13 protein-coding genes are annotated in these 14,685 nt (G+C 68.7%); 10 read left to right on the forward strand and 3 right to left on the reverse strand.

Annotated elements, in window-relative coordinates; all coding sequences use genetic code 11:
* Positions 1-167: 167 nt before the first annotated feature.
* Positions 168-476 carry a small hydrophobic protein gene (locus ACWCRD_RS20700; protein ID WP_344406725.1) on the forward strand — a complete coding sequence of 103 codons (309 nt, stop codon included), beginning with the start codon at positions 168-170 and terminating at the stop codon, positions 474-476.
* 159 nt (positions 477-635) lie between these two features.
* Here ACWCRD_RS20700 and ACWCRD_RS20705 read toward each other — a convergent pair whose 3' ends face one another.
* Positions 636-1,373, reverse strand: coding sequence for a potassium channel family protein (locus ACWCRD_RS20705; protein WP_450967253.1), 738 nt, complete (start codon positions 1,371-1,373; stop codon positions 636-638).
* 117 nt (positions 1,374-1,490) lie between these two features.
* The gene (gene aceE / locus ACWCRD_RS20710; RefSeq protein ID WP_450967254.1) at positions 1,491-4,238 is read right to left on the reverse strand and encodes a pyruvate dehydrogenase (acetyl-transferring), homodimeric type; all 2,748 of its coding nucleotides are present in this window, start codon (positions 4,236-4,238) and stop codon (positions 1,491-1,493) included.
* 353 nt (positions 4,239-4,591) lie between these two features.
* On the opposite strand from aceE, the gene ACWCRD_RS20715 reads away from it, so the two are divergent.
* From ACWCRD_RS20715 to ACWCRD_RS20740, 6 genes are all read left to right on the forward strand, one after another.
* Positions 4,592-5,023, forward strand: a complete 432-nt coding sequence (locus ACWCRD_RS20715) for a DUF3052 domain-containing protein (protein WP_030931848.1) — start codon at positions 4,592-4,594, stop codon at positions 5,021-5,023.
* 172 nt (positions 5,024-5,195) lie between these two features.
* The gene (locus tag ACWCRD_RS20720) at positions 5,196-5,654 is read left to right on the forward strand and encodes a peroxiredoxin (RefSeq protein WP_450967255.1); all 459 of its coding nucleotides are present in this window, start codon (positions 5,196-5,198) and stop codon (positions 5,652-5,654) included.
* Between the two features lie 113 nt (positions 5,655-5,767).
* Positions 5,768-6,343: a calcium homeostasis/redox stress adaptation protein gene (locus ACWCRD_RS20725; RefSeq protein ID WP_115908402.1), complete on the forward strand. Its 576-nt coding sequence runs from the start codon at positions 5,768-5,770 to the stop codon at positions 6,341-6,343.
* Positions 6,344-6,434: 91 nt separating this feature from the next.
* The gene (locus ACWCRD_RS20730) at positions 6,435-7,013 is read left to right on the forward strand and encodes a TerD family protein (protein WP_351470240.1); all 579 of its coding nucleotides are present in this window, start codon (positions 6,435-6,437) and stop codon (positions 7,011-7,013) included.
* Between the two features lie 52 nt (positions 7,014-7,065).
* The gene (locus ACWCRD_RS20735; protein ID WP_344406567.1) at positions 7,066-8,214 is read left to right on the forward strand and encodes a DUF475 domain-containing protein; all 1,149 of its coding nucleotides are present in this window, start codon (positions 7,066-7,068) and stop codon (positions 8,212-8,214) included.
* Between the two features lie 112 nt (positions 8,215-8,326).
* Positions 8,327-9,064: a TerD family protein gene (locus ACWCRD_RS20740; RefSeq protein ID WP_450967372.1), complete on the forward strand. Its 738-nt coding sequence runs from the start codon at positions 8,327-8,329 to the stop codon at positions 9,062-9,064.
* A 27-nt stretch (positions 9,065-9,091) separates the two neighbouring features.
* Here the strand turns inward: ACWCRD_RS20740 and ACWCRD_RS20745 are convergent, their stop codons facing one another.
* Positions 9,092-9,847 (reverse strand): TerD family protein, encoded by a 756-nt coding sequence (locus ACWCRD_RS20745; protein ID WP_450967256.1) that lies wholly within the window; start codon positions 9,845-9,847, stop codon positions 9,092-9,094.
* A gap of 205 nt (positions 9,848-10,052) precedes the next feature.
* Between ACWCRD_RS20745 and ACWCRD_RS20750 the strand changes: the two genes are divergently transcribed.
* The 3 genes from ACWCRD_RS20750 to ACWCRD_RS20760 are packed head-to-tail and all read left to right on the forward strand — an operon-like array spanning position 10,053 to position 14,669.
* Positions 10,053-11,219 carry an HpcH/HpaI aldolase/citrate lyase family protein gene (locus ACWCRD_RS20750; RefSeq protein WP_450967257.1) on the forward strand — a complete coding sequence of 389 codons (1,167 nt, stop codon included), beginning with the start codon at positions 10,053-10,055 and terminating at the stop codon, positions 11,217-11,219.
* 28 nt (positions 11,220-11,247) lie between these two features.
* A complete protein-coding gene (locus tag ACWCRD_RS20755; RefSeq protein WP_450967258.1) occupies positions 11,248-13,860 on the forward strand; it encodes a phosphoribosyltransferase in 2,613 nt (870 codons plus the stop codon).
* Positions 13,860-14,669 carry an HAD family hydrolase gene (locus ACWCRD_RS20760; protein WP_450967259.1) on the forward strand — a complete coding sequence of 270 codons (810 nt, stop codon included), beginning with the start codon at positions 13,860-13,862 and terminating at the stop codon, positions 14,667-14,669. Before ACWCRD_RS20755 ends, ACWCRD_RS20760 begins: the two co-directional genes overlap by 1 nt.
* The last annotated feature ends 16 nt before the right edge of the window (positions 14,670-14,685 follow it).

The raw sequence follows: 14,685 nt of genomic DNA on the forward strand, positions 1-14,685 counted from the left end.
CTCCCACACGGCATGTTCCTCGGGCAAGTTCGTACGGTGTGGAGGGTGACCGGTGCTGCGGCGCGCTGCCGGAGGGGGGCAGCGCGCCGGCAGCTCCGAGGATTAGGAAGCGCACCGGGGGTACTCGCTCGTTGAACCCCGAACAGACCCCGGGGTTCAGGGAGTTGATGATGGCGGGCTTCGGACACGGAACGCGCAGGTACCCCCGCTCACGTGGCCGTACGTGGTCACGGACCGGGCCGGATCGCGCAACGCTCGGAATCATCGGAACCATCTGCGCGGTCGCGGGATTCTTCGTGCTGGGGATCATCCTCGGCCCCGCCGCGATCGTCTGCGGCTGGCTCGCAATGGGCCGTACCTGGGCGGGCAGCCGCTCGGTTCCGGCCTTGGTCGCCTTCGTACTGGGCGCCATCGACACGCTCCTGGCGATCGTGTGGCTCGCCGGAGCGGCAACCCCGGGCAACGGTCTCTTCTGACCCGGGGCGCGTGAGGGAAGCCGCTGCGCCCAAGCCGGCGTAGCTGCGGCAGTCGCAGCCGTCGTAGCTGCGGGCAGTCGTGCCGCCAGGGGCGGCACGGGTGGGCGCAGCGGCACCCCGCACGCGGGCAAGCGAACCCACCCGCGCAGCAACCCCCGTTCACGGCCTGCCGGACGGTTCCCGCAACGCCGCGACCTCAGCTCGCAGCGCCCGTACCTCCTGCGTAAGCGCCTCGATGGCCTCCGTCTGCCGCCGCTCCTCCACGTCATCCATCTCGAACCGCGAGATGAACCACGCGGCGATATTCGCCGTCACCACACCCAGCAGCGCTATCCCGGCCAGCATCAGCCCGACGGCGATCATCCGCCCCAGCCCGGTCGTCGGCGCATGATCCCCGTACCCCACGGTCGTCATCGTCGTGAACGACCACCACACGGCGTCACCCAGCGTCCGGATGTTCCCGTTCGGCGAGTCCCGCTCCACCGAGAGCACGGCCAGCGACCCGAACATCAGCAACCCGATGACGGCACCCGCGACATATGTCGTCAGCTGGATCTGCGAGGCCATCCGCGCCCGCCGCCCGACGAGTATCAGCGTCGACACCATCCGCAGCAGCCGCAACGGCTGAAGTATCGGCAGCACGACCGCACACAGGTCTATCCAGTGCGTCCGCACGAACTCCTTGCGCCGCGCGGAGAGCCCCACCCGTACCAGATAGTCCGTGGCGAACGCCCCCCAGACCACCCACTCCACCACCGTGCACGCGGACGTCAGCGAGTGCCCCGCGGAGTGGTCCACGATCGGCACGGCATACGCCACGGCAAAAGCCACCGCGAGCGCCAGCAGGGGGCGTTGGGTGTACTGCTCCCAACGCCCCTGCGCCGTCTGTTGCTTCATGCCCGCATCGTATGAAACACCGGGCCGGTATCCGCGCCCCGTCAGGGGCGCGGGCCTGTATCTGACTTGCGGCTGCCGCCGCGTGGGCGCGATCAGCCCCCACCGGCCCGCAGACGGCTACGCGTCCCCTCCGGCCGCCCCCGGATCCGCAGCCGACACATCCAGAAGCTGATACCGGTCAATGGCCTGCTTGAGCACCGACCGGTCCACCTTCCCCTCCTTCGCCAGTTCCGTGAGCACCGCCACCACGATCGACTGCGCGTCGATGTGGAAGAACCGCCGGGCCGCCCCACGGGTGTCGGCGAAGCCGAACCCGTCGGCACCCAGGGACTGGTAAGACCCCGGCACCCACCGAGCGATCTGGTCCGGAACCGCCCGCATCCAGTCGGAAACGGCCACGAAGGGTCCCTGCGCGCCCGACAGCTTCTGCGTCACATACGGCACCCGCTGCTCCTCCTCGGGGTGCAGCAGGTTGTGCCGCTCGACCTCCACGGCCTCGCGCCGCAGCTCGTTCCAGGAGGTCGCCGACCAGACGTCGGCCTTGACGTTCCACTCCTCGGCGAGGATCTTCTGCGCCTCCACGGCCCACGGCACCGCGACACCGGACGCCATGATCTGCGCCGGGATCGACCCCGAAGTACCTTCGGAGAGCCGGTGGATGCCCTTGAGGATGCCCTCGACGTCCACGTTGTCCGGCTCGGCCGGGTGCTGGATGGGCTCGTTGTAGACGGTGAGGTAGTAGAAGACGTCCTCGCCGTGCGGGTGTTCCGCGTCCCCGCCGTACATCCGCCGCAGACCGTCCTGCACGATGTGCGCGATCTCGTACGAGTACGCCGGGTCGTAGGCGACACAGCCCGGGTTGGTCGAGGCGAGCAGCTGCGAGTGGCCGTCCGCGTGCTGCAGCCCCTCACCGGTCAGCGTCGTACGGCCGGCGGTCGCACCCAGTACGAAACCGCGCGCCAGCTGGTCGGACATCTGCCAGAACTGGTCACCGGTGCGCTGGAAACCGAACATCGAGTAGAAGACGTACACCGGGATCAGCGGTTCGCCGTGCGTGGCGTACGCCGAGCCCGCCGCGATCAGCGAGGCGGTGCAGCCCGCCTCGGAGATGCCGTCGTGCAGCATCTGGCCGGTCGGCGACTCCTTGTACGCGAGCAGCAGATCGCGGTCGACCGCCTCGTACTGCTGGCCGAGCGGGTTGTAGATCTTCGCGCTCGGGAAGAAGGAGTCCATGCCGAACGTGCGGTACTCGTCCGGTGCGATCAGTACGAACCGCCTGCCGAGTTCCTTGTCCCGCATGAGGTCCTTCAGCAGCCGTACGAAAGCCATGGTCGTGGCGATCGACTGCTGACCGGAACCCTTCTTCACGGTCGCGTACGTCTTGTCGTCCGGCAGGGCGAGCGGCTTGGAGCGCACGACGCGGGTCGGGACGTAGCCTCCGCACTGCTTGCGGTGGTCGTGCATGTACTGGATCTCTTCCGAGTTCCGCCCCGGGTGGTAGTACGGCGGAAGCCCGCTCTCCAGGTCCTTGTCGGAGATCGGCAGGTGCAGCCGGTCGCGGAAGCGCTTGAGGTCGTCGACCGTCAGCTTCTTCATCTGGTGCGTGGCGTTGCGGCCCTCGAAGTTCGGGCCGAGCGTCCAGCCCTTGATCGTCTTCGCCAGGATCACCGTCGGCTGGCCCTTGTGCGCCTTGGCCGCCGAGAACGCCGCGAAGATCTTCCTGTGGTCGTGACCGCCACGGCCCAGGTGCAGGATCTGGTCGTCGGTCATGCCCTCGACCATGGCGCGCAGCCGCTGGTCGTCGCCGAAGAAGTTCTCGCGGATGTACGCCCCGGACTCGGTGGCGTACGTCTGGAACTGGCCGTCCGGCGTCGTGTTCATCTTGTTGACGAGGAGGCCGTCGCGGTCCTGCGCGAGCAGCGGGTCCCAGGAGCGGTCCCAGATCAGCTTGATCACGTTCCAGCCGGCGCCGCGGAAGACCGACTCCAGCTCCTGGATGACCTTGCCGTTGCCGCGCACCGGGCCGTCCAGGCGCTGCAGGTTGCAGTTGACGACGAAGGTCAGGTTGTCCAGGCCCTCGCGGGCGGCGATGGTCAGCTGGCCGAGCGACTCCGGCTCGTCCATCTCACCGTCGCCGAGGAACGCCCACACATGGGACTTGCTCGTGTCGGCGATCCCGCGCGCATGCATGTAGCGGTTCATCCGGGCCTGGAAGATCGCACCGATCGGGCCGAGGCCCATCGACACGGTCGGGAACTCCCAGAAGTCCGGCATCGAGCGCGGGTGCGGGTAGGAGGACAGGCCGTAGGGAGCCTTCGACTTCTCCTGGCGGAAGCCGTCCAGCTGCTGCTCGCTGAGGCGGTCGAGCAGGAACGCGCGGGCGTAGATGCCCGGGGAGGCGTGGCCCTGGAAGAAGACCTGGTCGCCGCCGTCGCCCTCGTCCTTGCCGCGGAAGAAGTGGTTGAAGCCGACGTCGTAGAGGGACGCCGAGGAGGCGAAGGTGGCGATGTGGCCGCCGACGCCGATGCCGGGGCGCTGGGCGCGTGAGACCATGACCGCCGCGTTCCAGCGGGTCGCGTTCAGGACCTTGCGCTCGATCTCCTCGTTGCCGGGGAAGAACGGCTCGTCCTTGGTCGCGATCGTGTTGACGTAGTCAGTGCTGCGCATCTCGGGCACGGCCACGCGCTTCTCGCGGGCCCGCTCGATCAGCCGCAGCATCAGGTAGCGGGCCCGCTCACGGCCGCGCTCGTCGACGGCGGCGTCCAGGGAGTCGAGCCACTCCTGGGTTTCCTCGGGATCGAAGTCAGGAACCTGACTCGGAAGGCCGCCAATGATGATCGGGTTGCGATCGGATCCGGAAGCCACGCTGTTCCTTACCTGTCAGAGGGCTGCATTGAGCTGCTTTTCGGTATGCCTGCACCGTTCCCCATCGTGTACCTCGGGAAAGCAAACGTCATCTCTACTGAGAGGTAACCGAGACCTGCGTCAGCTCCGGCTGGTTCCCAATGGCACAAAGGGGGCAGAAGGGTGTGGTGTAGGTCACTTGCGGCGGCGGTTGCATGCCTGAAGTTGGGGTGACACGGCCAGGATCGTCACCGTTTCGGCGGTCTGAACGGCCGGGTACTTGCGCGATCCGCCCCGCCCGTGTGGACTACGGCCAATGCTTCGCGCACGCGCGTGGCTGAGATACTCACCAAACCATGATCAGGAGGCAACCCGTGAGCGCGACCGCGGACCACGCGGAGACGAGCCCTGCCGTCAGGCTGGGGTTCCAGCCCGAGCAGGTGGTCCAGGAGATCGGCTACGACGACGACGTAGACCAGGAACTCCGCGAGGCCATTGAGCAAGTCATCGGCAGTGACCTGGTGGACGAGGACTACGACGACGTCGCCGATGCCGTGGTGCTCTGGTTCCGCGACGAGGACGGCGACCTGACCGATGTGCTGGTGGACGCCACCACGTACATCGAGGAGGGCGGCTCGATCCTGCTGCTGACGCCGAAGACCGGCCGCGACGGCTACGTGGAGCCGAGCGACATCTCCGAAGCCGCGACGACGGCGGGGCTGTCCGCCTCCAAGAGCGTCAGCGTGGGCAAGGACTGGAGCGGCAGCCGGCTGGTGACGCCCAAGGCGGCCAAGTCCAAGCGGTGACCGTCGGCCGTAGCGGCTGGGGGCTGCGCCCCCGGACCCCCCATTCGGCCTGAACGGCCTCGTCCTCGAACGCCGGACGGGCTGAGGATGCTCAGCCCGTCCGTTGGCTTTCGGTGATCTCTGCGTAGGGTGGGTGCCACCCGAACAGCCCCACCGAAAGGGACGTATCCCGATGGCGATCCAGGTCGGCGACAAGGCCCCCGACTTCGAGCTCAAGGACAACCACGGCGCCACCGTGAAGCTCTCCGAGTTCCGTGGCCAGAAGAACGTGGTCCTGCTCTTCTACCCCTTCGCCTTCACCGGTGTGTGCACCGGCGAGCTGTGCGAGGTGCGGGACAACCTGCCGCAGTTCTCCGACCGCGACACCCAGGTGCTCGCCGTCTCCAACGACTCCATCCACACCCTGCGCGTCTTCGCCGAGCAGGAGGGCCTGGAGTACCCGCTGCTGAGCGACTTCTGGCCGCACGGCGAGGTCTCCCGTGCCTATGGCGTCTTCGCCGAGGACAAGGGCTGCGCGGTGCGCGGCACCTTCGTCATCGACAAGGAGGGCGTGGTGCGCTGGACCGTCGTCAACGCGCTGCCGGACGCCCGCGACCTGAACGAGTACGTGAAGGCGCTCGACACCCTGTGATTCTTCGGCTCCAAGCCATGCGTGGTGCGGGAACCCGTCACTAGGATCGACACGTTGATCCGGTATCAAACGCACGGCGGGGCTCCCCGCCCCTGGACACCAATGGAGGACTCGTGGGAGTCAGCCTCAGCAAGGGCGGCAACGTATCGCTGACCAAGGAGGCCCCGGGCCTGACCGCGGTCATCGTCGGTCTGGGGTGGGACGTCCGCACCACCACCGGTACCGACTTCGACCTGGACGCCAGCGCACTGCTGCTGAACTCCTCGGGCAAGGTCAGCAGCGACGCCAACTTCGTCTTCTTCAACAACCTCAAGAGCCCGGACGGCTCGGTCGAGCACACCGGTGACAACATCACCGGTGAGGGCGAGGGCGACGACGAGCAGATCAAGATCAACCTCGCTGCCGTCCCGGCCGACGTCGAGAAGATCGTGTTCCCGGTCTCCATCTACGACGCCGAGAACCGCCAGCAGTCGTTCGGCCAGGTGCGCAACGCGTTCATCCGCGTGGTGAACCAGGCGGGCGAGGCGGAGATCGCGCGCTACGACCTCTCCGAGGACGCCTCGACGGAGACCGCCATGGTCTTCGGCGAGCTGTACCGGCACGGCGCGGAGTGGAAGTTCCGCGCCATCGGCCAGGGGTACGCGTCGGGCCTGCGCGGTATCGCGCAGGACTTCGGCGTGAACGTCTGACACCCGCCACCGTCCGGCGTCGCACCGTTTGAGTGCGGCGCCGGACGTGCAGGACAACCAAAGAAGCACCATCTCGGGGAGGACCAGCATCATGGGCGTCACGCTCGCCAAGGGGGGCAATGTCTCCCTGTCCAAGGCCGCACCCAACCTGACCCAGGTGATGATCGGGCTCGGCTGGGACGCGCGCTCCACCACCGGAGCCCCGTTCGACCTCGACGCCAGCGCCCTGCTGTGCGGCGCCGGCAACCGGGTCCTGGGCGACGAGTACTTCGTCTTCTACAACCAGCTCAAGAGCCCGGAGGGCTCGGTGGAGCACACGGGCGACAACCTCACCGGTGAGGGCGAGGGCGACGACGAGTCGATCCTGGTCGACCTGACCCAGGTGCCGGCCCACTGCGAGAAGATCGTCTTTCCGGTCTCGATCCACATGGCCGACGAGCGCGCCCAGACCTTCGGACAGGTCAGCAACGCCTTCATCCGCGTCGTCAACCAGGCCGACGGCCAGGAGCTCGCGCGCTACGACCTCAGTGAGGACGCCTCCACCGAAACCGCGATGATCTTCGGTGAGCTCTACCGCTACCAGGGCGAATGGAAGTTCAGGGCGGTGGGACAGGGGTACGCGTCGGGGCTGCGTGGCATCGCTCTAGACTTTGGGGTCAACGTTTCGTAAAGGCGAGTACGGCGCGGGGGAGAGACCCGTACCGATACGGATTGGGTAGCCAGTGCTTCTGAAAACCTTCGGCTGGTCGTTCGCGATTACCGCGGTCGGCCTGGCCGTCGCCGTCCTCTACGGGGGGTGGGAGGCCTTCGGCATCGTGGCGATCCTCTCCATCCTCGAGATCTCGCTGTCGTTCGACAACGCGGTGGTCAACGCCGGAATCCTGAAGAAGATGAACGCCTTCTGGCAGAAGATCTTCCTCACCGTCGGCGTCCTCATCGCGGTCTTCGGCATGCGGCTGGTCTTCCCGGTCGTCATCGTCGCGGTCACCGCCAAGAAGAGCCCCATCGACGCCGTCAACCTGGCCCTGACCGACAAGGACCAGTACCAGCAGCTCGTCACCGACGCCCACCCGGCGATCGCCGCCTTCGGTGGCATGTTCCTGCTGATGATCTTCCTCGACTTCATCTTCGAGGACCGGGACATCCAGTGGCTGCGCTGGATCGAGCGCCCGCTGGCCAAGCTCGGCAAGGTCGACATGCTGTCGGTCTGCATCGCCCTGGTCGTCCTGCTGATCACCTCCTTCACCTTCGCCGTCCACGCCCACCAGCACGGCGGCGCGCACGTCGACAAGGCGCAGACGGTGCTGATCTCCGGCATCGCCGGTCTGATCACTTACATGGTCGTCGGCGGACTCTCCGGCTACTTCGAGGACAAGCTCGAGGAAGACGAGGAGCGGGAGCACGAGGAGGAGGAAGAGGCCGCGCGCACCGGCAAGAAGCGCTCGGCGGTCGCCCTCGCAGGCCAGGCCGCGTTCTTCATGTTCCTCTACCTCGAGGTCCTCGACGCGTCCTTCTCCTTCGACGGCGTGATCGGCGCGTTCGCCATCACCAACGACATCGTGCTGATGGCGCTGGGTCTCGGCATCGGCGCCATGTACGTGCGTTCGCTGACCGTGTACCTGGTCCGCCAGGGCACCCTCGACGACTACGTCTACCTCGAGCACGGCGCGCACTACGCGATCGGTGCGCTGGCCGTGATCCTCATGGTCACCATCCAGTACCAGATCAACGAGGTCATCACCGGCCTCGTCGGTGTCGTCCTGATCGGCTGGTCCTTCTGGTCCTCGGTGCGCCGCAACAAGGCGCTCGCGGAAGCCGAGGGAAAAGCGGCGGGCTCGGACGAGAAGACTGAGATCTCGTCCGGGGTGTGACGCACCTGCGGGTGAGGGAACGCTCTGTGCGGGGCGGCCGGTCTCCGGTCGCCCCGCCGGTTTTTCAAGTGGAGCCGGGTCCAAGGGGGCCCGGGTGAATCTGGGGGCGGGAATGGGCTTCTTGGACGGACTCTGGCGTGGACGCGAGGCCGACTTCGACTCGGGCAGCGCCGCCACCAACTCCATCGAGCTGACCAAACGGCACCACCAGGTCTCCCTCACCAAGCAGGGCGCCGCCACCGGTCATCTGCGCATCAACCTGAGCTGGCGGATGCGGACGTCCGACATCGGCGGCTCACCCCGGGAGTCCCTGCTGCGGCACCCCTTCAAGGCGCTCAGGCCCCCGGCGGTCATGGGGCACAGCCAGAGCATGGTCAACGTCGACCTCGACCTGGCCTGCCTGTACGAGCTCCAGGACGGCACCAAGGGGGTCGTGCAGCCGCTCGGCAACTACTTCGGGGACGTCAACTCACCGCCGTACGTCAAGCTCAGCGGCGACGACCGGTTCGGCTCGGCGTCCGGCGAGACGATGTACGTCAACCTCGACCACCGGGACGAGATCAAGCGGCTGCTGGTGTTCGTCTACATCTACGACCAGACGCCGGCGTTCGACCGTACGCACGCGATCGTGACGCTGTATCCGAGCAATGGGCCCCGGATCGAGATCCATCTTGACGAGCGGCATCCGCAGGCCCGCTCGTGTGCGGTGGTGATGATCGAGAACGTGAAGGGGGAGCTGGTGGTGCGGCGTGAGGTGAAGTTCGTCTACGGGTTCCAGGCGGAGTTGGATCGGTTGTACGGGTGGGGGTTGCAGTGGGGGCGGGGGTACAAGTCCGCGGTGGAGCGGTAGGCGCCCCCCCCGTCCGGGGCGCCGCCCTTACCGCCCGATGAACTGCGGGCCCTGCGGCGGCAGGCGGAAATCCGGGTTCGGGGGCGGGTAGCCGTAGCCGGTGGAGGCTGCTGCCGGCTGGGGGTAGCCGTAGGCGGGCTGGGTCGCGGGGGGCTGCTGGGGGTAGCCGTAGGCCGGCTGCGTGGGGACCGCGGTGGGCTGTTCCGGGGGCAGGGGCTGGGAGAGCTCGGGGGTGGGCTCCGACTCGTCCACCGAGATGCCGAACTCCGTGGCCAGGCCCTTCAGGCCGTCCGAGTAGCCCTCGCCGAGGGCGCGGAACTTCCAGCGGTCGTCACGGCGGTACAACTCGCCGCAGATCAGGGCGGTCTCCTGGCCCGTCTGCGGTTTGATGTCGAAGAGGATCAGCGGCTCGTCGGCCGCACTCGCCGCGTCGTACAGCAGGATGCGCAGTCCCTGTACGCGGTCGAAGGTGACGTCGTCCGCCGAAGCGACCAGGAGAATCCGGCTGACATCGGCCTCGACTCCGGCCAGATCTGTCTGGATCGTGTCGGTGAGGCCGTCGGCGACACGTTTCTTGCCGAGCCACCTCGCCTTCCCGGAGGGGTGCCGGGGCTGGTTGTAGAAGACGAAGTCCTCGTCGGAGCGCACACGACCGTCGGGGCCGAGGAGCAGCGCCGAGGCGTCGACGTCCGGGACCCCCTGCCCGGGCGTCCAGCGCAGCACGGCGCGCACCGTGGTGGCCTCGAGCGGGACGTTCGACCCCTTCAGCATCGCGTGCGTCATGCGGTCATCCTGCCCTCTCGGTCCTGGTCACGACAACGCGGGGGTAGGGGCCCGCGGCCGGGTCGACGGCATGTCGAATCGGCGTCGACATGGCCGAGTTACCAGAAATTCATGCCCTGCGGGAACCCCTGACATGACTTTCTACGTACTATTACCGGCCACCCATTACCAATCCATAGCCTTACCGGCGGCACGGGGGAGTTCTATGCGTCATTTCGGGCACATCGCCCCGGAGGTGCGGCAGCGCCTCTTCCATCAGGAGCCGTGCGAGTTCGGCACGGACTCCCCTGCCCGGCTGCTCTCCGCGGCCCTGGGCGCCACGCTCTACAGTCCGGCCACCAGGCCGCGGCTGGCCGACGACATCGTCAAGCAGGCCGGACTCGGCGTGGTCTCGATGGTGCTGTGCCTGGAGGACTCGATCGACGACGCGGACGTGGTCGCGGGGGAGGAGAACCTCGTCCGCCAGTTCGCCGACCTGGCCGGACGGGACGGAGCCGAGCTGCCGCTGCTGTTCGTCCGGGTCCGTACGCCCGAGCAGATCCCCGATCTCGTTCAGCGGCTCGGGGCGAGCGTCCGGCTGCTGTCCGGGTTCGTGATGCCCAAGTTCACCGAGGAGCGCGGGATCCCCTTCCTGGAGGCCCTGGCGAGCGCCGAGGCCGCGAGCGGGCACCGGCTGTTCGCCATGCCGGTGCTGGAGTCGCCCGAGCTGCTCTACCGCGAGTCGCGGGTGGAGACCCTGGAGGGCATCGCCCGCGCCGTCGACAAGTACCGCGACCGCGTGCTCGCACTGCGCCTCGGCGTCACCGACTTCTGCTCCTCGTACGGCTTGCGCCGGGCCCCGGACATGACGGCGTACGACGTCCATGTCGTCGCCTCCGTGATCTCCGACGTGGTGAACCTGCTGGGGCGGGCCGACGGCACCGGGTTCACGGTGACCGGGCCGGTGTGGGAGTACTTCCGGGTTCCGGAGCGCATGTTCAAGCCGATGCTGCGGACCAGCCCGTTCCTCGAGGGGCAGGCCGTCGAGCTGCGCGAGAAACTGATTGAGCACGCCATGGACGGGCTGCTGCGGGAGATCTCCCTGGACCAGGCCAACGGCCTGCTGGGCAAGACCTGCATCCACCCCTCCCACGTACTGCCCGTGCACGCACTGTCCGTGGTCAGTCACGAAGAGTTCGGCGATGCCGCGGACATCCTGCGGCCCGAGCGGGGCGGCGGGGGTGTACTGAGGTCGGCGTACACCAACAAGATGAACGAGGTGAAGCCGCACCGCGCGTGGGCCGAGCGGACCATGCTGCGGGCCGAGGTGTTCGGCGTCGCCCGCGAGGACGTCAGCTTTGTGGATCTGCTCGCCGCGGGCATCCCCGGCTGAGCCGGACGATCTAGGTATTCAGGAGCCAGTGATCAACGCAGTGGACAACCCGGTCTGGTCCGGCACATGGGTCGCCGAGCGGCTCGGTGTCGAACTCGTGGGCGACGACAAGCTGACCGACCTGTTGGGGCTGGCCCTGCGGCGCAATCCCAAGCGGGCGCATCTGCTGGTGTCCAACGTGCTCGGCAAGCATGTGCCGCAGTCGCCGTCCGTGGTGTACGGCTACGGGTTCGCGCTCGGCCGGCGGGTGCGGGAGCTGCTGGGCGCGGAGCAGGCCGCCCGTGCGGTCGTCCTCGGGTACGCGGAGACGGCGACGGGCCTAGGCCACTCGGTCGCCGACGGTGTGGGGCTCGCCCCCTACCTGCACTCCACGCGGCGTCCGGTCGCCTCGGTCGCCCCGGCGGGCGGCTTCGAGGAGTCGCACTCGCATGCCACCTCCCATCTGTTGCTGCCGGAGGATCCGGCGCTGCTGGTGGGGGACGGGCCGTTGGTGCTGGTCGACGACGAGTTCTCGACGGGCAACACGGTCCTGAACACCATCCGGGACCTCCACGGGCGGTATCCGCGGCGACGGTACGTGGTGGTGGCCCTGGTCGACATGCGGTCGGCGGCGGATCTGGGGCGGCTGGAGGCTTTCGCACGGGAGATCGACGCGAGGGTCGACCTCGTGGCGGCCGCCTCCGGGACGGTGCGGTTGCCCTCCGGGGTGCTGGAGAAGGGGCAGGCCTTGGTGGCGCGGTACGAGGCCGAGACTGCCGCGATTGGTACTCGGTCGTCTGCGGGTGCGTCTGGGCTGGTCGCGCAGTTCCCCGCGCCCCTTGAGGGCGGTGCTGTCGAAGTCGAGTTCAGCCGCACCCCCCCAGGGGCGCGGGGAACTGCGCGACAAGCCCCCACCGGCCCGCACCCGGCAGACGACCGTACCCGGCAGACGCGGCCCCATGGCCACATCAGCCGCGTAGAGCTGTTCTGGCCCCCGGGCCTGCCGGACGGCGGGCGTCACGGCTTCACGCCGAGCCACCGCACCCGCCTGGAAGGCGCCCTGCCCGCGATGGCCGCCCGCCTCGCGGAGGCGCTCCCCGCCGACGCGCGCCGCGTCCTCGTGCTCGGGTTCGAGGAGCTGATGTACACACCCCTCAGGCTCGCCGGCGAGCTGGAGCAGGTCGCCGACGCCGAGGTGCGGTACTCCACGACCACCCGCTCACCCGTCCTCGCGGTCGACGACCCCGGTTACGCGATACGCAGCCGCATGGTCTTCCCCGCCCACGACGACCCGGCCGACGGCCCCGGCGAGCGCTACGCCTACAACGTCGCCGGCGCCGGCTTCGACGCGGTGGTCGCCGTCGTCGACTCGGCCGCCGACACCCCCGAACTGCACGCACCGGACGGTCTGTTGGCCCAGCTGGCCGCCCACACCCCGCACGTCCTGCTGGCGGTCGTCCCCTCCTATGTGCCAGAGCCCCTGTACGTTCCCGAAAGGCCCGCCATGCTGCCCGAGCCCCTCCGCGGCCCCGCCTTCTCCTCGTACCCGCCCGAGGAGGTCGGCTGGCTGCTGCAGGACCTCTCGGACGTGACCCTGGAGGCGCCGACCGAGGAGCGGGAGGAGGCCATCCAGAGCGGCGGGGCGCACTACGCGGAGTCGCTGCCCGTGGAGTACCAGCCGAGCGAGCAGTACCAGGAGCTGTTCCACGCCGCGCTGGAGGAGTCCGCCGCGCGTCTCGCCCTGGCGGTCGGCGCGGTGACGGAGATCGTGCTGGCCGAGCGGTCGCCGCGGCCGGTACTCGTGTCGCTGGCCCGCGCGGGTACGCCCGTCGGGGTGCTGATGCGGCGCTGGGCGCAGTTCCGGCACGGCCTCGACCTGCCGCACTACGCCGTCTCGATCGTGCGCGGCCGCGGTATCGACGCCAACGCGCTGCGCTGGCTGGCCGCCCACCACGACCCCTCCGACGTCGTCTTCGTCGACGGCTGGACCGGCAAGGGCGCCATCACCCGCGAACTCGCCGACGCCATCAAGGAGTTCGAGGCGTCCGACGGCATCACCGGCTTCGATCCGGAGATCGCGGTGCTCGCCGACCCGGGATCCTGCGTACGGACGTACGGCACGAGGGAGGACTTCCTCATACCCTCCGCCTGCCTCAACTCGACCGTCTCGGGCCTGATCTCGCGGACCGTGCTGCGCGCCGACCTGGTCGGCCCGCACGACTTCCACGGCGCCAAGTTCTACCGCGAACTCGCCGGCTCAGATGTCTCGGTGGACTTCCTCGACGCCGTCGCCGCCCGCTTCCCGGAGGTCGCGGACGCCGTCGCCACGCAGGTCAAGGAGCTGCTGTCCGGCGACCGCGAGCCGACCTGGGAGGGCTGGGCCGCGGTCGAGCGGATCAGCGAGGAGTACGGCATCCACGACGTGAACCTCGTCAAGCCCGGCGTCGGCGAGACCACCCGCGTGCTGCTGCGCCGGGTGCCCTGGAAGATCCTGGCGCGGGCCGGAGCGGGCGCCGACCTGGACCATGTACGGCTGCTGGCCGAGCAGAGAGGGGTCCCGGTGGAAGAGGTGGCCGAACTGCCGTACACCTGCGTGGGGTTGATCCACCCCAAGTACACGCGGGGTGCCACGGGCGCCGACGGCAAGGCGGTGAACGTCTGATGCCGGTGCTGGTGGCGAGCGACCTCGACCGTACGCTCATCTACTCCTCCGCGGCCCTCGCGCTGACCATGCCGGACGCGCGTGCTCCCCGGCTGCTCTGCGTCGAGGTGCACGAGAGCAAGCCGCTGTCGTTCATGACGGAGACCGCGGCCGGCCTGCTGACCGACCTGGGCGACGCGGCGGTCTTCGTACCGACGACCACCCGCACCCGCAAGCAGTACCAGCGCATCAACCTGCCGGGCCCCGAGCCGAAGTACGCGATCTGCGCCAACGGCGGCCATCTGATGGTGGACGGCGTCTCCGACCTCGACTGGCATGCGCAGGTGACGGAACGGCTGTCGGAGCAGTGCGCACCCCTGGACGAGGTGCGTGAGCAGCTGCTGGCCACGGCGGACCCGGCGTGGGTGCGCAAGCACCGGGTCGCCGAGGACCTCTTCGCCTATCTCGTCGTCGAACGCGAACTGCTGCCCGAGGAGTGGGTCAAGGAACTCGCGGTGTGGGCGGAGAACCGCGGCTGGACGGTGTCACTGCAGGGCCGCAAGATCTACGCCGTCCCGAAGCCGCTCACCAAGAGCGCGGCCATGCACGAGGTCGCCCGCCGCACAGGCGCCTCCCTCACCCTGGCCGCGGGCGACTCGCTGCTCGACGCCGACCTCCTGCTGGCCGCCGACCGCGGCTGGCGCCCGGGCCACGGCGAACTGGCCGACGCGGACTGGGCGGCCCCGACGATCAGCGCACTGCCGGAGCGGGGGGTACTGGCAGGGGAGCGGATCCTGCGGGAGTTCTTGAAGGCAACGCGCACGGCATGAAGGGGGCGCGGGGCTG

This window comes from Streptomyces sp. NPDC002092, from assembly GCF_053593775.1.